At 61.5% G+C, this 19,869-nt stretch carries 16 protein-coding genes and 2 tRNA genes; 2 read left to right on the top strand and 16 right to left on the bottom strand.

The annotated features are described in order from the left end of the window. Positions 1 to 8: 8 nt before the first annotated feature. A complete protein-coding gene (locus JYG34_RS03745) occupies positions 9 to 2,075 on the bottom strand; it encodes a carbon starvation CstA family protein (RefSeq protein ID WP_213659532.1) in 2,067 nt (688 codons plus the stop codon). Between the two features lie 167 nt (positions 2,076 to 2,242). On the opposite strand from JYG34_RS03745, the gene JYG34_RS03740 reads away from it, so the two are divergent. Further along, positions 2,243 to 2,608, top strand: a complete 366-nt coding sequence (locus JYG34_RS03740; protein WP_213659531.1) for a PilZ domain-containing protein — start codon at positions 2,243 to 2,245, stop codon at positions 2,606 to 2,608. A 261-nt stretch (positions 2,609 to 2,869) separates the two neighbouring features. Then, the gene (locus JYG34_RS03735; protein ID WP_213659530.1) at positions 2,870 to 4,387 is read left to right on the top strand and encodes a nucleobase:cation symporter-2 family protein; all 1,518 of its coding nucleotides are present in this window, start codon (positions 2,870 to 2,872) and stop codon (positions 4,385 to 4,387) included. An 84-nt stretch (positions 4,388 to 4,471) separates the two neighbouring features. On the opposite strand, the gene JYG34_RS03730 is transcribed toward JYG34_RS03735, so the two are convergent. From JYG34_RS03730 to ftsH, 15 genes are all read right to left on the bottom strand, one after another. After that, on the bottom strand, positions 4,472 to 4,822 hold the full coding sequence (locus JYG34_RS03730) for a BON domain-containing protein (RefSeq protein ID WP_213659529.1): 351 nt from the start codon (positions 4,820 to 4,822) through the stop codon (positions 4,472 to 4,474). 386 nt (positions 4,823 to 5,208) lie between these two features. Then, positions 5,209 to 7,314, bottom strand: coding sequence for a polyribonucleotide nucleotidyltransferase (gene pnp / locus JYG34_RS03725; protein WP_213659528.1), 2,106 nt, complete (start codon positions 7,312 to 7,314; stop codon positions 5,209 to 5,211). 248 nt (positions 7,315 to 7,562) lie between these two features. After that, entirely contained in the window at positions 7,563 to 7,832 is a 270-nt protein-coding gene (rpsO, locus tag JYG34_RS03720; protein ID WP_011532144.1) for a 30S ribosomal protein S15, read from the bottom strand. Positions 7,833 to 7,980: 148 nt separating this feature from the next. Beyond that, positions 7,981 to 8,898: a tRNA pseudouridine(55) synthase TruB gene (truB, locus tag JYG34_RS03715; RefSeq protein ID WP_011532143.1), complete on the bottom strand. Its 918-nt coding sequence runs from the start codon at positions 8,896 to 8,898 to the stop codon at positions 7,981 to 7,983. Positions 8,899 to 8,901: 3 nt separating this feature from the next. Beyond that, positions 8,902 to 9,300: a 30S ribosome-binding factor RbfA gene (gene rbfA / locus JYG34_RS03710; RefSeq protein ID WP_011532142.1), complete on the bottom strand. Its 399-nt coding sequence runs from the start codon at positions 9,298 to 9,300 to the stop codon at positions 8,902 to 8,904. Between the two features lie 116 nt (positions 9,301 to 9,416). Further along, entirely contained in the window at positions 9,417 to 11,969 is a 2,553-nt protein-coding gene (gene infB / locus JYG34_RS03705) for a translation initiation factor IF-2 (protein ID WP_213659527.1), read from the bottom strand. A gap of 27 nt (positions 11,970 to 11,996) precedes the next feature. Continuing rightward, positions 11,997 to 13,478 carry a transcription termination factor NusA gene (nusA, locus tag JYG34_RS03700; protein ID WP_213659526.1) on the bottom strand — a complete coding sequence of 494 codons (1,482 nt, stop codon included), beginning with the start codon at positions 13,476 to 13,478 and terminating at the stop codon, positions 11,997 to 11,999. Positions 13,479 to 13,537: 59 nt separating this feature from the next. Further along, positions 13,538 to 13,996: a ribosome maturation factor RimP gene (rimP, locus tag JYG34_RS03695; protein ID WP_044488659.1), complete on the bottom strand. Its 459-nt coding sequence runs from the start codon at positions 13,994 to 13,996 to the stop codon at positions 13,538 to 13,540. A gap of 129 nt (positions 13,997 to 14,125) precedes the next feature. Beyond that, positions 14,126 to 14,202, bottom strand: a tRNA-Met gene (locus tag JYG34_RS03690). 99 nt (positions 14,203 to 14,301) lie between these two features. Then, positions 14,302 to 14,387, bottom strand: a tRNA-Leu gene (locus JYG34_RS03685). A gap of 21 nt (positions 14,388 to 14,408) precedes the next feature. Then, the gene (gene secG, locus JYG34_RS03680; protein WP_028691255.1) at positions 14,409 to 14,801 is read right to left on the bottom strand and encodes a preprotein translocase subunit SecG; all 393 of its coding nucleotides are present in this window, start codon (positions 14,799 to 14,801) and stop codon (positions 14,409 to 14,411) included. Positions 14,802 to 14,805: 4 nt separating this feature from the next. Continuing rightward, complete coding sequence (tpiA, locus tag JYG34_RS03675; protein ID WP_213659525.1) at positions 14,806 to 15,561, bottom strand: triose-phosphate isomerase; 756 nt, start codon at positions 15,559 to 15,561, stop codon at positions 14,806 to 14,808. A 66-nt stretch (positions 15,562 to 15,627) separates the two neighbouring features. Next, positions 15,628 to 16,968, bottom strand: coding sequence for a phosphoglucosamine mutase (gene glmM, locus JYG34_RS03670; protein ID WP_213659524.1), 1,341 nt, complete (start codon positions 16,966 to 16,968; stop codon positions 15,628 to 15,630). 16 nt (positions 16,969 to 16,984) lie between these two features. Further along, on the bottom strand, positions 16,985 to 17,836 hold the full coding sequence (gene folP, locus JYG34_RS03665; RefSeq protein ID WP_213659523.1) for a dihydropteroate synthase: 852 nt from the start codon (positions 17,834 to 17,836) through the stop codon (positions 16,985 to 16,987). 8 nt (positions 17,837 to 17,844) lie between these two features. Beyond that, positions 17,845 to 19,752, bottom strand: a complete 1,908-nt coding sequence (gene ftsH / locus JYG34_RS03660; protein ID WP_011532134.1) for an ATP-dependent zinc metalloprotease FtsH — start codon at positions 19,750 to 19,752, stop codon at positions 17,845 to 17,847. Positions 19,753 to 19,869 lie beyond the last annotated feature (117 nt).

Genomic DNA, 19,869 nt, shown 5'->3' with positions numbered 1-19,869 from the left:
CGGTCCTCTCAAGCGTCAGGCAGGGCCTGGAACGGGGTTTCCTTGTCGGTGCGCTCCTTGCGGCCCAGGGCGGCCAGGCCGACCTTGACGGCGAAGAACAGCACACTGAACACCACCACCAGGAACAGCACGGTCAGGCCGGCGTTGGTGTAGGCGTTGAAGATCACGTGCTGCATCTGCCCGATATCCTTGGCCGGGGCCAGTACCTGGCCGGCGTCCAGCGCGGTGCTGTACTTCTTGGCCAGGGCCAGGAAGCCTACGGCCGGGTTCGGGTCGAACAGCTTGATCAGGCCCGCGGTGGTGGTGCAGATCAGCAGCCACACAGCAGGCAGCAGGGTGACCCAGACATAGCGCTGGCGCTTCATCTTGATCAGCACCACGGTACCCAGCATCAAGGCGATACCGGCGAGCATCTGGTTGGAGATGCCGAACAGTGGCCAGAGCGTATTGATACCGCCCAGCGGGTCGATCACGCCCTGGTACAGCAGGTAGCCCCACAGCGCCACGCAACCGGCGGTGCCGATCAAGTTGGCGGTCCACGACTCGGTGCGTTTCAGGGCCGGCACGAAGCTGCCCAGCAGGTCCTGCAACATGAAGCGACCGGCACGGGTACCGGCGTCCACCGCGGTGAGGATGAACAGCGCCTCGAACAGAATCGCGAAGTGGTACCAGAACGCCATGGTGTTCTCACCCGGCAGCACCTGGTGCAGGATCTGCGCGATACCGACCGCCAGCGTAGGTGCACCACCGGCACGGGCCAGGATGGTGTGCTCACCGATGTCACGGGCGGTGGCCTCGAGCTGCTCGGGGGTGATCATGAAGCCCCAACTGCTGACCGTCTGCGCTACAGAAGCGACGTCGGCACCGACCACCGCGGCCGGGCTGTTCATGGCGAAATACACGCCCGGCTCGATCACCGAGGCGGCGACCATGGCCATGATCGCGACGAACGACTCCATCAGCATGCCGCCGTAGCCGATGTAACGGGCATTGGCTTCGTTGTCCAGCAGCTTGGGCGTGGTGCCCGAGGAGATCAGCGCGTGGAAGCCGGACACCGCGCCGCAGGCGATGGTGATGAACAGGAATGGGAACAGGGTACCCTTCCATACCGGGCCGGTACCGTCGGTGAACTGCGTCAGCGCGGGCATTTTCAGCTCGGGCGCAATGACCAGGATGCCGATGGCCAGGCCGACGATGGTGCCGATCTTGAGGAAGGTCGACAGGTAGTCACGCGGCGCCAGCACCAGCCACACCGGCAGCACGGCGGCGACGAAACCATAGCCCACGAGCATCCAGGTGATCTGTACGCCAGTGAAGGTGAACGCCGGGCCCCACACCGGATCTGCGGCGATCTGGCCCCCCAGCCAGATCGACAGCAGCAGCAGGACCACACCGACCACCGAGATCTCGCCGATGCGGCCCGGGCGGATGTAGCGCATGTAGATGCCCATGAACATCGCGATCGGGATGGTCGCCATCACCGTGAACATGCCCCATGGGCTCTCGGCCAGGGCCTTGACCACGATCAGTGCCAGCACCGCGAGGATGATGATCATGATCAGGAAGCAGCCGAACAGGGCGATGGTGCCGGGGATGCGGCCCATCTCCTCACGGACCATGTCGCCCAGCGAGCGGCCGTTGCGGCGGGTGGACAGGAACAGGACCATGAAATCCTGAACCGCACCGGCCAGCACCACGCCGGCGATCAGCCACAGCGTGCCGGGCAGGTAGCCCATCTGCGCCGCGAGCACCGGGCCCACGAGCGGGCCGGCGCCGGCAATGGCGGCGAAGTGATGGCCGAAGAGGATGTGCTTGTTGGTCGGGACGTAGTCCAGGCCATCGTTGTTGAGTACCGCGGGCGTGGCCCGGCGGGGGTCGAGCTGCATCACCTTGGTGGCGATGAACAGGCTGTAGTAACGGTAGGCGACCAGGTAGATGGCCACTGCCGCAACCACGATCCACAAGGCGTTGATGGCCTCACCGCGACGCAGGGCAACCACACCCAGCGCGCAGGCCCCTATGACTGCCAGCGCCAGCCACGGAATGTGGCGTAGCAGGCTATTATTGTTGTTCATGGTTTACTTCCAGCTGGTGGATTGGAAAAGACCGCCCATCGAGTCTAGGGCGAGTCAATGCGCATTGCCACACTTGCTTTGGTCTAGAGCCTCTGCGGCCAGATTGCGGTACCTGATACAGCGTCAGAATTAACTATAGTCAGGTTGAACCCCCGAGGGCCTTTCCCATGAGCGATCACGACGAACGCCGCCGTTTCCAGCGCATCGCCTTCGATGCCCCCACCGAGTTGCGCCAAGGCGAACGCCATTGGCAAGCGAAGCTCCTCGACTTGTCGCTCAAGGGGTTGCTCATAGAGCGCCCCGAACTCTGGGAGCCGGACCTCTCCCAGGATTTCGAAGCCATCATCCATCTCGCGCCCGATGTCACGCTGGAAATGCTGATCGAGCTGCGCCACGAAGAAGCGACCAAGCTTGGCTTCATTTGCCTCAAGATCGATATCAACTCGGCCACTCACCTGCACCGTCTTGTGGAACTGAATCTGGCAGACCGCCCTGAAATGATGCGTGAGCTGCGCGAACTCATCGAAGATTGAAATCTCTTAGCCTGCTAACAATCTGGCTGTGACAGCTTTCCTGTCCAGCCAGACAGCTTCTCTCCCCCGCCGCACACGTTTGTACACACCCCTCTAGAACAGCTCCGTGCATGTTGGAACGCAACGTGCATCCAGGCTATGCGCACCCTGGAAGCACCTTTGCCGACGCTACGATCAAAACTTTGTATACAATTTATGTGGCAATGTTTTGTCAGACTTGTCTACAGTAGCGGCACAACAATAAACAGAGAGCCTGCTCCAATGACCACGTCCCCCAGCACGTCTCCCGCCCCGCGCCCCGAGGACGAAAACCTCGGCCTAGGCGCCAACCTGGCCTACGGGCTGCAACATGTCCTGACCATGTACGGAGGGATCGTCGCCGTCCCGCTGATCCTGGGCCAGGCTGCCGGCCTGGGCCCTGCGGAGATCGGCCTGCTGATCGCCGCCTCGCTGTTCGCTGGCGGCCTGGCGACACTGCTGCAAACCCTTGGCCTGCCGTTCTTCGGCTGCCAGCTGCCGCTGGTGCAAGGGGTGTCATTCGCCGGTGTGGCAACCATGGGCGCCATCATCAGCAGTGAGGGCGGCGGTGGTCTGCAGGGCGTGCTGGGCGCAGTCATGGCGGCGTCGCTGATCGGCTTCCTGATCACCCCGGTGTTCTCGCGCATCACCAAGTTCTTCCCGCCCCTGGTGACCGGCATCGTCATCACCACCATCGGCCTGACCCTCATGCCCGTGGCCGCACGCTGGGTGATGGGCGGCAACAGCGCCTCGCCCGAGTTCGGCAGCGTGGCCAACATCGGCCTGGCCGCACTGACCTTCGGCATCGTCCTGCTGCTGAGCAAGTTGGGTAACGCGACCATCTCGCGGCTGTCGATCCTGCTGGCGATGGTGGTCGGTACCCTGATCGCCTGGGCACTGGGCATGACCGACTTCAGCAAGGTCAGCGAAGGCCCGATGTTCGCCTTCCCCAGCCCGTTCCATTTTGGTATGCCGACCTTCCACATCGCCGCCATCCTGTCGATGTGCATCGTGATCATGGTGACCCTGGTGGAAACCTCGGCGGACATCCTCGCGGTCGGTGAGATCATCGACACCAAGGTCGACTCCAAGCGCCTGGGCAATGGCCTGCGTGCCGACATGGCATCGAGCATCCTGGCGCCGATCTTCGGCTCGTTCACCCAGAGCGCCTTCGCCCAGAACGTCGGCCTGGTGGCCGTGACCGGCGTGAAGAGCCGCTATGTGGTGGCCACCGGTGGCGTGATCCTGGTAGTGCTGGGCCTGCTACCGGTCATGGGCCGGGTCATCGCCGCGGTACCGACCCCAGTGCTGGGCGGCGCCGGCATCGTGCTGTTCGGTACCGTGGCCGCCAGCGGCATCCGCACCCTGTCCAAGGTCAGCTACAAGAACAACGTCAACCTGATCATCGTTGCCGCCTCGCTGGGCTTCGGCATGATCCCGATCGCGGCGCCGACCTTCTACCACAACTTCCCGAACTGGTTCGAAACCATCTTCCACTCGGGTATCAGCTCGGCAGCGATCATGGCGATCCTGCTGAACTTGATCTTCAACCACTTCACCACCGGTAACTCCGATCAGCAGTCGGTGTTCGCCGCCGCCTACGAACGTACCATCAACTACGCGGATATCTCCGCGCTGCGCGATGGCGACTACTTCAAGGATGGCAAGCTGTTCGACGCCGAAGGCAACGAAGTCCCGGTAATGGAAGTGAACAGCGAAGGCGAGCCGGTCCGGCGACGGGAAACGGCCACCGAGCACTGAACAGGCGAGCAATGAAAAGCCCCGGCGCACGCCGGGGCTTTTGCTTGAAAGGTGGCCAAGTCCCTTTGGCCGACGGGACATCCCTTACTCGGCTTTCAGGCCATCAGCTGCAACGGCCTTCACGCCTTTGATTTTCTTGGCGATGGCAACCGCCATCTCCTTCTGCGAATCGGTCACTGCGGTGGTCGACGACAGCGACACCACGCCTTTGTTGGTTTCAACCTTGATGTCGCTGCCTGGAATGCCTTTCTCGGTCATCAGGTCAGCCTTCACCTTGGTAGTGATCCAGGTATCGGAGGTAGCTTCCTTGGCTTTGGTCACCTCACCGGCCGCCAGCGTCATCGGGGCCTGGGTGGACTGCTGGGCGAACGCCGCATTAGCCAGGGTCAGGGTCAGAGCGGTAGCAGTAGCGGCAGCAATGGCGAACTTCTTCATGTGAGTCACTCCTGTTTTTCGAAAGGTCTGCGCCGTGAAGCCTGGCGACAGGTATGAAGGTAGTTGCACGCGCTGTGCCAGCTTTTGGATTACTTATAATTCCTTAAAATTCAATAAGTTAGCATCAGACCCAGTCATGCATGATCGTGCAATCTGCAATACCGCGGAAAAACCGATGTGCAAGATGCATGTTCACCGGCAGGTTTCGGAACCCTGTAGGAGCGGCTTCAGCCGCGATACAGACGTCGCGGTCTCTGGGCACCCGCTTCGCGGGTGATCGCGGCTAAAGCCGCTCCTACACAGGTCGTATCAGATCAATCCCATGGGGCTCATCCAGGCAACAAAAAAGGGCCCCGAAGGGCCCTTTCCTGTTACGCGTCAGACGCTCAGACGCCCGATGCCTTGGCAGCGGCAACGTCCTTGATCGACAGCTTGATACGGCCGCGGTTGTCCACGTCCAGTACCAGTACTTCGACTTCCTGACCTTCCTTCAGCACGTCGGTGACCTTCTCGACGCGAGCATCGCTCAGCATGGAGATGTGCACCAGGCCGTCCTTGCCCGGCAGGATGTTGACGAAGGCGCCGAAGTCGACGATACGCTCGACCTTGCCGACGTAGATCTTGCCGATCTCGGCCTCGGCAGTGATGCCCAGGATGCGTTGCTTGGCAGCGTCCGCGGCTTCCTTGGTCTCGCCGAAGATCTTGATCGAACCGTCGTCTTCGATGTCGATCGAGGCCTTGGTTTCTTCGCAGATGGCGCGGATGGTGGCGCCGCCTTTACCGATGACGTCACGGATCTTGTCGGTGTCGATCTTCATCGCGATCATGGTCGGCGCGTTGGCCGACAGCTCGGTACGCGACTCTCCGATGATCTGGTTCATCTGGCCGAGGATGTTCAGGCGCGCTTCCAGGGCCTGGCCCAGGGCGATTTCCATGATCTCTTCGGTGATGCCGTTGATCTTGATGTCCATCTGCAGCGCGGTGACGCCCTTGGCGGTACCGGCTACCTTGAAGTCCATGTCGCCCAGGTGGTCTTCGTCACCCAGGATGTCGGTCAGGACCGCGAACTTCTCGCCTTCCTTGACCAGGCCCATGGCGATACCGGCAACCGGTGCCTTCATCGGGACACCGGCGTCCATCAGGGCCAGCGAGGCACCACAGACCGAAGCCATGGAGCTGGAACCGTTGGATTCGGTGATTTCCGATACCACGCGGATGGTGTACGGGAACACGTCGGCGGCCGGCAGCATGGCCTGGACCGAGCGACGGGCCAGACGGCCGTGGCCGATTTCGCGACGGCCGGCACCACCCATGCGGCCACACTCGCCCACCGAGAACGGCGGGAAGTTGTAGTGCAGCATGAAGGGGTCTTTCTTCTCGCCTTCGAGGGTGTCCAGCAGCTGGGCGTCACGGGCAGTACCCAGGGTCGCGACGACCAGGGCTTGAGTCTCGCCACGGGTGAACAGGGCCGAACCGTGGGTCTTCGGCAGAACGCCGACTTCGATGTTCAGCGGACGCACGGTCTTGGTGTCGCGGCCGTCGATACGGGGCTTGCCGTTGACGATGTTTTCGCGAACGGTGCGGTATTCGATCTCGCCGAAGATGTCTTTGACTTCACCAGCCGAAGGCTGGCCTTCTTCACCGGAGAACTTGGCGACCGCCTGGTCGCGCAGCTCGCCCAGGCGCGCGTAGCGGTCGGCCTTGACGGTGATGGTGTAGCCCTGGGAAACAGCCTCGCCGAATTCGGCGCGGATGGCGTTGAACAGTTCGGTGTTCTTGTCGGCCGGTTTCCAGTCCCAGGTCGGCTTGGCAGCTTCGGCGGCCAGCTCTTTGACCGCTTTGATCACGGCCTGGAATTCGTCGTGGGCGAACAGCACGGCGCCCAGCATCTGGTCTTCGGTCAGCTCTTGGGCTTCCGATTCAACCATCAGCACGGCGGACTCGGTACCGGCAACGACCATGTCCAGGCTGGAGGCAGCCAGTTGCTCGTAGGTCGGGTTCAGCAGGTAGCCGGTGCTTTCGTGGAAGGCAACGCGGGCGGCGCCGATCGGGCCTTCGAACGGGATGCCCGAGATGGCCAGGGCAGCCGAGGTACCGATCATCGCAGCGATGTCCGGGTCGGTCTTCTTGCTGGTCGAAACCACGGTGCAGACGACCTGGACTTCATTCATGAAGCCTTCTGGGAACAGCGGGCGGATCGGACGGTCGATCAGGCGCGAGGTCAGGGTTTCTTTCTCAGAAGGGCGGCCTTCACGCTTGAAGAAACCACCTGGGATCTTGCCGGCGGCGTAGGTCTTTTCCTGGTAGTGCACGGACAGCGGGAAGAAGCCCTTGCCCGGGTCGGCTTGCTTGGCGCCAACCACGGTCACCAGCACGGTGACGTCGTTGTCGACGGTGACCAGCACAGCGCCGGTGGCCTGACGGGCAATGCGGCCCGTTTCGAGCGTAACGGTCGATTGACCGAACTGGAATGTCTTGATTACCGGGTTCACGGTTTCCTACCTTTTTCAGTGGCTCTTGGGGGAACTGGTTCTTGCGAATTCTTGGGCAGAACGGGGAATCGGCCCCATTGACCGTCCAGATACAACACGAGGCTGGGAGCCGGGTGCCGGGCGGAAAAACCGCACGGCGAACCAGGCTGCCAACCTCGCAGATCGCGTAGTGTGCCCAACGACAACGCTGACAGGCAGCGTTGCCGAAGAATGCGACACACCATGCAACACCACTGGCCAGGCCGCTATTAGCGACGCAGGCCCAGGCGACCGATCAGGGCGCTGTAACGAGTGGTGTCCTTGCCCTTCAGGTAGTCCAGCAGCTTACGACGCTGGTTGACCATACGGATCAGACCACGACGGGAGTGGTGGTCTTTTTCGTTGGCCTTGAAGTGGCCTTGCAGCTTGTTGATGTTGGCGGTCAGCAGAGCAACCTGCACTTCCGGGCTACCGGTATCGCCGGCGGCTTGCTGGTATTCGGCAACGATCTGAGCTTTTTCTTCAACGCTGAGGGCCATGTGGCTTCTCCTGATAAACGGATCCCGCAAGCGGGGTCCAATAGGCCAGGGACAAATCCCTGTATTGATAAAGAAGGTGTGACCGCGCCTACTAACAGCCACCCTTGATACCGCGGGCTCCGGCCGAAGCCTCGCCCCACGGTTTCGGTCATTCCGACCGAATCAGCCGACGCGGCGCAATGCGCCCGTCTTCGCTCACTTCACCGATACCGATGAAGCGACCATTGTGATCCTGTACGCGGACCATGCCAAACTGCGGTGCGTCCGGCGCGCGTACCGCCTGGCCGTGCAGCCAGTAGAACGCGCTGTGTTCGGACAACAGCACCAGTGGCCAGTCCTGCAGCCCGCTGTCGGACGGCATCAGGAAGCGATCGAGCGCTTCATTGCCACCCTCTGCGTGGGCCTGTTCGAGTTCCTCGAGCGTCACGGTCTGTGCCAGCGCGAAAGGGCCGGCCTGGGTGCGGCGCAGTTCGGCGACGTAGGCTCCGCAGCCCAGCGCCTCACCGATATCCTCGACCAGGGTGCGGATATAGGTGCCTTTGCTGCATCCAACCGACAGCCGCGCACGGGTGCCTTCGCACTCGAGCAACTCCAAGCGGCCAATAGTAACAGAACGCGCCTCGCGCTCCACTACCTCTCCTGCACGCGCCAGCTTGTACAGCGGCTGGCCATCACGCTTGAGGGCCGAGTACATCGGCGGTACCTGCAGGATGTCACCCCGGAAACGCGGGATCACAGCCTCGATATCGGCGCGACCAACGGTCACTTCGCGGGTCTGCAGGACTTCGCCCTCGGCGTCCGCGGTGCTGGTGGTCTGCCCCATCTGCATGACCGTCTCGTAGCCCTTGTCGGAATCGAGCAGGTATTGGGAGAACTTGGTCGCCTCGCCAAAGCACAACGGCAGCACGCCGGTGGCCAGCGGATCGAGGCTGCCGGTGTGGCCGGCCTTTTCCGCATTGAGCAACCAGCGAACCTTCTGCAGGGCAGCGTTGGAGGTGAACCCCAACGGCTTGTCGAGCAGGATGATGCCGCTGACGTTGCGGCGGATACGTTTGACCTGGGCCACCGCTTACTCCTTGGTGTCCGGCTCGCCGGCATCCTGGTGCAGACGGTCTTCGGCCACCGCACGTTCGATCAGCGCCGACAGATGGACACCACGGCTGACGCTTTCATCGAAGTGGAAGTGCAGTTGCGGCACGCTGCGCAGTTGCATGACGCGCCCCAGGTGCAGGCGCAGGAAGCTCGCGGCGCTGGTGAGGGCCTTGAGGGTCTGCGGCACGGCATCGGTGCCGTCCTGGCCCATGACCGTGATGAAGACCTTGGCGTGGCCAAGGTCACGGCTGACGTCGACGGCGGTGATGGTCACCAGGCCGACGCGCGGATCTTTGACTTCACGGCGGATCAGTTCGGCCAGCTCGCGCTGCATCTGATCGCCGATGCGTTGGGTACGGCTATATTCTTTTGCCATTCTTGCTACCTGTAACGTAAAGCGGCAAACGCCCGGTCAGGCTGAAGCCTGACCGGGCGCTACCTTGTGAGGCGCCGCCAACCGCCTTGCGACGGGGCCTGCACCATGCTCGCCCCTTACAGGGTACGAGCCACCTGGACTTTCTCGAAGACTTCGATCTTGTCGCCGACCTTGACGTCGTTGTAGCTCTTGACGCCAATACCGCACTCCATGCCGTTACGCACTTCGGAGGCATCGTCCTTGAAGCGACGCAGCGATTCCAGTTCGCCTTCGAAGATCACCACGTCCTCGCGCAGTACGCGGATCGGACGGTTGCGATACACGGTACCCTCGATGACCATACAGCCGGCGATGGCGCCGAACTTCGGCGAACGGAACACGTCACGCACTTCGGCGACGCCCAGGATGTTCTCGCGAACATCGCTGCCGAGCATGCCGGTCAACGCTTTCTTGACGTCTTCGATGATGTCGTAGATCACGTTGTAGTAACGCATGTCCAGGCCTTCCTGCTCGACGATCTTGCGCGCGCCGGCATCGGCACGCACGTTGAAGCCGAACAGAACTGCGTTCGAAGCCAGTGCCAGGTTGGCGTCGCTTTCGGTGATACCACCGACACCGCCACCGATCACGCGCACCTGAACTTCGTCGTTGCCCAGGCTGCTGAGCGAACCCTGCAGCGCCTCGAGCGAACCACGCACATCGGTCTTGAGGACGATGTTGAGGGTCTTCTTCTCTTCCTGACCCATGGTCTCGAAGATGTTTTCCAGCTTGCCGGCGTGAGCACGGGCCAGCTTGACCTCGCGGTACTTGCCTTGACGGAACAGGGCAACTTCGCGCGCCTTCTTCTCGTCGGCGACCACGGACATCTCGTCACCCGCATCGGGTGTGCCGTCCAGGCCGAGGATCTCGACCGGGATCGACGGGCCGGCTTCCTTCACAGGCTTGCCGTTCTCGTCGAGCATGGCGCGCACGCGGCCATAGTTGGAACCGACCAGGACCATGTCGCCCTGACGCAGGGTACCGTCCTGGACCAGGATGGTAGCCACCGGGCCGCGGCCCTTGTCCAGGCGCGACTCGACCACGACACCACGACCAGGTGCGGTCGGGGTGGCCTTGAGTTCGAGGATCTCGGCCTGCAGCAGGACGGCTTCGAGCAGTTCGTCGACACCGGTACCCATCTTCGCCGAGACCTTGACGAACGGAGTGTCACCACCCCAGTCCTCGGAGGTCACGCCTTCGACGGCCAGCTCGTTGCGGATGCGATCGAGGTCGGCACCCGGCTTGTCGATCTTGTTCACCGCGACAACCAGCGGAACGCCAGCGGCTTTCGCGTGCTGGACGGCTTCGCGGGTCTGCGGCATCACGCCGTCGTCCGCCGCCACCACCAGGATGACGATGTCGGTCGCCTTGGCACCACGGGCACGCATCTGAGTGAACGCTGCGTGGCCAGGGGTATCGAGGAAGGTGACCATGCCGCGGTCGGTTTCCACGTGGTAGGCACCGATGTGCTGGGTGATACCACCGGCCTCGCCAGCGGCAACCTTGGCACGACGGATGTAGTCGAGCAGCGAGGTCTTGCCGTGGTCGACGTGACCCATGACGGTCACGACCGGTGCGCGGGACTCGCTCTCACCTTCGAACTTCAGCGATTCGGCCAGGGAGTCTTCCAGGGCGGTGTCGCTGACCAGGGTGACCTTGTGGCCCAGCTCTTCGGCGACCAGCTGAGCGGTTTCCTGGTCGAGCACCTGGTTGATGGTGACCGGGGTACCCAGCTTGAACATGAACTTGACGACTTCAGCGCCTTTGACCGACATCTGCTGTGCCAGGTCCGAAACGGTGATGGTCTCGCCGATGGTCACGTCACGGATGACTGGACCGGTCGGGTTCTGGAAACCGTGCTGGTTGCGTTTCTTCGGCTTGCCCTTGCCACCGCGACCGCGACGGAAACCATCGCTCTCTTCGTCGGTGGTACGTGGCGCGGCACGTGGAGTCGGCGCTTTTTCCTTCTCCTTGACCTTGACCTTGATGGACACACGCGGCGCTTCGCCACGGCGCTCGCCGGCAACACCACCGCCACGACGATCATCGTCACGGGTGCGGCTTTCATTGCGACGGGCTTCGTCCTTCTTGCGCTCGGCGGCGCGGGCAGCGGCATCTTCGGACACCGGCGCGTCAGGCACTGCGGGAGCCGCAGGCGCGGCGACAGCCGGAGCTGGCTCAGCCTTGGCCACAGGGGCGGCGGCAGGCGCTTGCGCGGCCTGGCGACGAGCCTGTTCTTCGTTACGCTGGCGAGCGTCGGCGTCAGCCTTCTCGCGCGCGGCGTTCTCAGCGGCGCGGCGCTCTTCCTGCTCGCGCTTCTGCTCGGCCTGGATCTCTTCCGGGCTGCGCTGCACGAACACTTTCTTCTTGCGTACTTCTACGCTGATGCTTTTGCTACCGGCGACACGCAGAGTGCTGGTGGTCTTGCGCTGCAAGGTGATCTTGCGCGGCTCTTCCGCCTTGCTCTTGTGGCTGCTCTTCAAATGAGTCAGCAGGGTCTGCTTCTCATTGTCGGTCACTACCTGACCGGCGTCGGTGTGCGGCAGACCTGCCTCACGCATCTGCTGCAGCAGGCGCTCTACCGGTGCCTCGACCTCTTGGGCCAGTTCTTTCACCGTGACTTGCGTCATGCACTTCTCTCCTCAGGCCGCGCCTAATTACTCGAACCAGTGGGCTCGGGCGGCCATGATCAACTTGCCGGCACGCTCTTCGTCGATGCCGTCGATGTCGAGCAGATCGTCAATCGACTGCTCGGCCAGGTCTTCGCGGTTAACCACGCCGCGCACCGCCAGTTCGGCCGCCAGGTCCTTGTCCATGCCCTCGAGGGAGAGCAGGTCGTCGGCCGGATGGGCGTCTGCCAGTTTTTCTTCGGTAGCGATGGCCTTGGTCAACAAACGGTCCTTGGCACGAGCACGCAGCTCGTTGACGATGTCCTCGTCAAAGCCATCGATGTTGAGCATTTCTTCCAACGGTACGTAGGCAATTTCTTCGAGGCTGGTGAAGCCTTCGTCGACCAGCACCTGTGCCAGCTCTTCGTCGACTTCCAGTTCTTCAATGAAATTACGCAGGATGTCGCCGGTTTCCGCTTGTTGCTTGGCCTGGATGTCCTTCTCGGTCATCACGTTCAGGGTCCAGGCAGTCAGCTGGCTGGCCAGACGGACGTTCTGGCCGCCACGTCCGATGGCCTGGGCCAGGTTATCCTCGGCTACCGCGATATCCATCGCATGGGCGTCCTCATCAACGATGATCGCAGCAACCTCTGCTGGCGACATGGCGTTGATGACGAACTGCGCCGGGTTCTCGTCCCACAGGACGATATCCACACGCTCGCCACCCAGCTCGCCGGATACGGCCTGGACGCGCGAACCACGCATGCCGATGCAGGCGCCTTGCGGGTCGATGCGCTTGTCCTTGGAGCGGACGGCGATCTTGGCACGCGATCCCGGATCACGGGAGGCGGCCATGACTTCGATGAGGCCTTCGGCGATTTCCGGCACTTCGATACGGAACAGCTCGATCAGCATCTGCGGCGCGGTGCGCGACAGGACCAGCTGCGGGCCGCGGTTCTCGGTGCGGATTTCCTTGAGCAGCGCGCGCAGGCGCACGCCGACCCGGAAGGTCTCACGGGGGATGATGTCTTCACGCGCCAGCAGCGCCTCGGCGTTGTTGCCAAGGTCGACGATGACGTTGTCGCGGGTGACCTTCTTCACGGTACCGGAGATGATCTCGCCCACGCGCTCGCGGTAGGCGTCGACTACTTGTGCACGCTCGGCCTCGCGGACTTTCTGCACGATGACCTGCTTGGCGGTCTGAGCGGCGATACGACCGAACTCGATCGACTCGATCTTCTCTTCGATCACGTCACCGATCTTCGCGTCCGGGTGCGTGTCCTGGATCTTGCTCAGCCAGGTCTCGATGGCCGGATCGTCCAGGTCGTTCTCGTCGACCACGGTCCAGCGACGGAACGTCTCGTAGCTACCGGTGTGGCGGTTGATTTCCACACGCAGGTCGACTTCGTCCTCAAAACGTTTTTTGGTTGCAGTGGCCAGGGCCACTTCCAGCGCTTCGAAAATGACGCCGGGTGGTACACCCTTTTCGTTGGATACCGATTCAACAACCAGCAGTACTTCTTTGCTCATCGTACGCCTCGCCTTGCGCAAGCCATTGGCCCCGGAAAGTCCTCCGGGCCCGGCACGTCTCAGTCAAAACTGGGAATAATATTGGCCTTGTCGATCGAGTCGATCGGCAACAGGAATTCGTGATTGTCCACCTGGACCACCACATCCTGCTCCTCCACACCACGGAGAAGGCCCTGGAAGTTACGACGACCTTCGAAGGGCGTACGCAGCTTGATCTTCACCTGCTCGCCGGCATGCGAAGCAAACTGTTCAAGGGTGAACAGCGGGCGATCCATGCCTGGAGAGGACACCTCGAGGGTATATTCAGAGCTGATCGGATCTTCTACATCAAGAATGGCGCTGGCCTGACGGCTGACAGCTTCGCAGTCGTCCACCAGGATGCCGCCTTCCTTGTCGATGTAGATACGCAGTACCGAATGTTTGCCCTGGGAGACGTATTCGATCCCCCAGCATTGGTAGCCCAGACCCTCGACAACCGGGGCCAACAAGGCCTGCAACTGTTCTAGCTTGCTCGACACCTGAACCCCCTCGTGCATGCTGTGCAAATAAAAAATGGGCGAAGCGCCCATCCCTGAAAGCGCCGTTGGACAACGGCGCCAAAACTGTTCGGCTAGCAAAAAGCCCCTGAAAAGGGGCTCTGCTGAAGCTGGTTGCGGGGGCTGGATTTGAACCAACGACCTTCGGGTTATGAGCCCGACGAGCTACCAAGCTGCTCCACCCCGCGACAAAGCTGGGGCGAAAGTATAAGACTGAACCCTTTGCTGGGTCAATCCGACCTCCACCTGCAAGAAAGCCCGCTCAAAGCGGGCTCTCATGCTTCAAATGGTACCGAGAAGGGGACTCGAACCCCTACACCCTATGGGCACAACCACCTCAAGGTTGCGTGTCTACCAATTCCACCACCTCGGCAATACTACTTCTTGAAACCCGTTACTGCTGCTCTTTCGCAGGAGGAGGTACGTCACCGGAGTTGGTGGTTTCACTCTTCTGCTGCTGGAGCACCGGTACATCATCATTGACTGCCGGCTTTGGCTCTTTGACTTCCAGCACTGCTGGATCTGGCAGACCAGCTTGAGTCAGCTGGTGAGCTTGCTGCTTGGCGAAGTATCCTAACCCAAGAGCAGTCAAAAAGAAAGTGGCAGCAAGTATAGCAGTAACTTTACTCAAAAAGGTAGCGGAACCTTGGCTTCCGAACACAGTATTTGAAGCACCTGCGCCGAAAGATGCACCTGCTTCCGCACCTTTACCCTGTTGCAGCAACACCATTACAACCAGTGCCAACGCTGCCAACAGATGAAAAACAACTACGACTGTTTCCAGCATTTGTTCAGTTTCCTGCGGCGCGACAAATTGCACCGAATTCGTCTGCGTTCAGGGACGCTCCACCAATGAGCCCCCCATCGATATCCGGCATGCCGAACAGTTCAGCCGCATTGGCCGCCTTCACGCTGCCGCCGTAGAGAAGTTGCACGTTAGCTGCAACTTCGGCGTCCATCGCCGCCAACTGCCTGCGGATGGCTGCATGCACATCCTGGGCTTGCTGTGGCGAGGCCGTCAAACCAGTACCGATGGCCCAAACAGGCTCATAGGCAATTACTGCATTGGCAAAAGCCTTGATACCGAACGCGTCGATAACACTGCTTAGTTGACGCCCTACAACTTCGAGCGTCTCGCCCGCCTCGCGCTCTGCGAGAGTTTCCCCTATACAGAGCACCGGCGTCAAACCACTTTGCTGAGCCGCTGCAAACTTCTGGTTCAGCACTTCGTCGCTTTCACCAATAATCTGGCGACGCTCGGAGTGCCCGACCAGAACATACTTGCAACCGACTTCAGCCAGCTGACTCGGAGCAACTTCACCGGTCAGCGCGCCTTGTTCAGGCTGTACAGCAGAATTCTGTGCGCCTACGTTGATCCCCTTGCCTTCCAGACCATTAATCACCTGAGTGATAAACAGCGAAGGCGGAAACACCGCGACTTCCACACCGCTGGGCAGAGGCATATTGCCCAAGCCCTGAGTCAGCTCTACGACGCTGGCGCGGGTACCGTGCATCTTCCAGTTACCAGCTACCATGGGGCGACGCATGCTTTACCTCGTCGGTCAAAGTGGGCGCAGATCTTACCCAACCCGATCTGCGCTGGCAAGCCTATTTCAGGCACAAACTTCAGCAACGAGTTTTGCCAGGGCTTCGGCATGGCCGCGCACCTGGTTTTCGTCGTCGCCTTCGACCATCACACGCACCAGCGGCTCGGTGCCGGACTTGCGCAGCAGCACGCGCCCGCGCCCGGCCATGGCCTCGGTCGCCTTGTCGCTCGCCTCTTTCACCAACGGGTTTTTCAACGGGTCGCTCTTGCCCGCCTCGAAGCGCACGTTGATCAATACCTGCGGGCACTTGCGCACGCCCTGGCGCGCCTGGGCAAGGGTCTCGCCTTTGCGCTTGAGGGCCATCAGCACCTGCAGCGCGGCAATGATGGCATCGCCGGTAGTGGTGTGGTTGCAGCACACCACATGCCCGGAGTTCTCGCCACCGAGCAGCCACTCGCGCTCGAGCAGCTCGGCCATGACATAACGGTCGCCGACCTTGGCACGCACGAATGGGATGTCCAGCTCCTTGAAGGCTAGCTCCAGGCCCAAGTTGCTCATGAGCGTGCCGACCACACCACCCTGCAGCTTGCCGCGGTCATGCAAGTCGCGACCGATGATGTACAGCAACTCGTCACCGTCGACGATGGCACCGGTATGGTCGACCATCAGTACCCGGTCACCGTCGCCATCGAAAGCGATACCCAGGTCGGCATGCCCCACCAGCACTGCGGCTTGCAGCGACTCGATGTGGGTCGAGCCGCAATTTTCATTGATGTTCAGACCATCAGGCGCTGCGTGCAGTACCGTCACCTCGGCACCCAGCTCACGGAACACGCTGGGCGCGACCTTGTAGGTGGCGCCATGGGCGCAATCCACGACGATCTTGAGCCCTTCGAAGCTGGTACTGGTCGGTACGCTGCTCTTGCAGAACTCGATATAGCGACCTGCGGCGTCGTTGATCCGCGACACCTTGCCCAGCTTGCCGGACTCGACGACCGTCATCGGCTGATCGAGCAGCTCCTCGATCATCAGCTCGACTTCATCGGGCAGTTTTGTGCCACTACCGGAGAAAAACTTGATGCCGTTGTCGTCATGCGGGTTGTGCGATGCACTGATGACGATCCCGGCTTCGGCATGAAAAGTACGGGTCAGGTAGGCGATAGCCGGCGTTGGCATCGGCCCGAGCAGCATGACGTCGGCACCGGCGGCGGACAGCCCGGCCTCAAGCGCGGACTCGAACATGTAACCGGAAATGCGAGTGTCCTTGCCCACCAGCACACGGCAATGCCCTTGCTTGCGGAAGGCCATGCCCGCCGCCCAGCCAAGTTTCAGCATGAAGTCCGGGGTGATCGGGAACTGGCCAACACGGCCACGGATACCGTCGGTACCAAAGTATTTTCTGCTCATGGGAACTCCAATGTTCTTATTCGGCGCCCTGCACGGCGGCGATCATACGCACCACATCGACGGTTTCGGCCACATCGTGCACGCGCAGGATGCTCGCGCCCTTGGTCATCGCCAAGGCTGCCAGCGCGAGGCTGCCGTAAAGCCGCTCGTCCACTGGCCGATCCAGCGTGAGGCCGATCATGCTCTTGCGCGACACCCCTACCAATAGCGGGCGCCCGAGGCGGTAAAGCGCCTCCATGTGCTTGAACAGACTGAGGTTATGCTCAAGTGTCTTGGCAAAACCGAAGCCCGGATCAAGGATGATGCGTTCAGCGCCGATGCCAGCCGCCGCGCAGGCAGCCATGCGCTGTTCGAGGTAGCGCCCCACATCGGCGGTCACGTTTTCGTAATGCGGGTTGTCCTGCATGTTACCCGGCTCACCGCGCATATGCATCAGGCAAACGGGCAGGCCGGTGTCGGCCGCTGCGTCGAGGGCGCCATCACGCTCCAGGGCACGCACGTCATTGATCAGCCCCGCACCTAGACGGGCAGATTCGCGCATGACCGCCGGTGTCGAGGTATCGACGGAAATGATTGCGTCCAACCGGCTATTGATGGCCTCGACAATGGGCGCGACACGCTCTAGTTCTTCAGTAGGCGACACCGCTCGCGCACCTGGGCGGGTGGACTCACCACCAACATCAATCAGTGTCGCACCAGCCGCCACCATCGCTTCGGCATGGCGCAACGCTTCATCGCGCTGACTGAAGCGCCCGCCATCAGAGAAGGAATCAGGGGTGATATTGAGAATACCCATGACATGGGTACGGGACAAATCAAGAACCCGGTTGCCGCAAGGCAACCGGGTCGGGTACTGCTGTGAGGTCATAGAAACCCTTAGTGTTGAGCCGCTGGACCGCCGATCGGCGATTCCGGACGGTCACCCTGGGATGCCTGATTACCGGAAGTACCGGCATCGTTGTCCCAGTCACGCGGCTCGCGTGGCGTGCGACCTGCCATGATGTCGTCGATCTGGTCGGCATCGATGGTTTCGTACTTCATCAAGGCCTCGGCCATTGCATCGAGCTTGTCGCGGTTTTCCGTCAGGATCTGCTTGGCGGTCGCATAGCACTGGTCGATGATGCTGCGCACTTCCGAGTCGATCAGCTTGGCGGTCTCGCCCGAGACGCTGGCATGCTGGCTACCCGCGCTGCGACCGAGGAACACCTCGCCCTCTTCTTCGGCGTACATCAGCGGGCCGAGCTTCTCGGACAGGCCCCACTTGGTGACCATGTTCCGGGCAATCTGGCTGGCACGCATGATGTCGTTGGAGGCACCGGTGGTCACACCGTCGAAGCCCAGCGTCATTTCTTCGGCGATACGGCCACCATACAGCGAGCAGATCTGGCTGATCAGCGCGCGCTTGGAGAGGCTGTAACGGTCCTCTTCCGGCAGGAACATGGTCACACCCAGGGCACGGCCACGCGGAATGATCGAAACCTTGTACACCGGGTCATGCTCGGGTACCACACGACCAACGATGGCGTGGCCGGCTTCATGATAAGCGGTGTTCTGCTTCTCTTTCTCGGACATGACCATGGTCTTGCGCTCGGCGCCCATCATGATCTTGTCCTTGGCCAGCTCGAACTCCTTCATCTCGACCAGGCGCTTGCTGGCGCGGGCAGCGAACAGCGAGGCCTCGTTGACCAGGTTGGCCAGGTCGGCACCGGAGAAGCCCGGCGTACCACGGGCAATGACCGCCGCATTGACGTTCTCGCCAACTGGCACCTTGCGCATGTGTACCTTGAGAATCTGCTCGCGACCGCGAATGTCCGGCAGGCCGACCACCACCTGGCGGTCGAAGCGACCAGGACGCAGCAGCGCCGGGTCGAGCACGTCGGGACGGTTGGTGGCGGCGATGACGATGATGCCGTCATTCATCTCGAAACCATCCATCTCGACCAGCAATTGGTTCAGCGTCTGCTCGCGCTCATCGTGACCACCGCCCATGCCGGCACCGCGGTGGCGACCCACGGCGTCGATCTCGTCGATGAAGATGATGCAGGGGGCGTGTTTCTTGGCCTGCTCGAACATGTCACGGACACGGCTGGCACCCACGCCGACGAACATCTCGACGAAGTCCGAACCGGAAATGGTGAAGAACGGCACCTTGGCTTCACCAGCGATGGCTTTGGCCAACAAGGTTTTACCGGTACCGGGCGGGCCGACCATCAACACGCCACGCGGGATACGGCCACCCAGGCGCTGGAACTTGCCTGGGTCGCGCAGGAATTCGACCAGCTCGCCAACTTCTTCCTTGGCTTCGTCGCAACCCGCGACGTCGGCCAGGGTGGTCTTGACCTGGTCTTCGGAGAGCAGGCGCGCCTTGCTTTTGCCAAAGCTCATCGGGCCGCCCTTGCCGCCGGCACCGCCCTGCATCTGGCGCATGAAGAACATGAACACGGCGATGATCACGAGGATCGGGAAGCTGGCCACCAGCAGTTGAGTCCAGATGCTCTGCTGCTCAGGCTGCTTGCCCTCGACGGTAACGTGGTTGTCGACCAGGTCGCCGATCAGGCCATTGTCGGTGATGGCAGGACGGACGGTCTTGAAGTTGTCGCCGTCGGTGCGCTTGCCGGTAATGATGTAGCCGTCGACGGTCACGCGCTCGACCTTGCCATCCTTGACCTGCTGGATGAAGTCGGAATAGTTGAGGGTCTGCGGCTCGTTAGGGCTGGAGAAGTTGTTCATCACCGTCACCAGGACGGCGGCGATGATCAACCAGAGGATCAGATTCTTTGCCATGTCGTTCAATTCGCTACCCTCTGAGGCCGGCGCACGACGCAGCCGTGCCTCGCATGATATTCATCGCCCTAACTTACTACATTACCCACGCATCCGCAGGCACCGTCTGTAACCCTT

Source organism: Pseudomonas entomophila (assembly GCF_018417595.1).
Lineage (GTDB): Bacteria > Pseudomonadota > Gammaproteobacteria > Pseudomonadales > Pseudomonadaceae > Aquipseudomonas > Aquipseudomonas entomophila_C.
The sequence above is the reverse complement of the archived record's forward strand: the minus strand, read 5'-3'. Positions and strand labels throughout refer to the sequence as shown.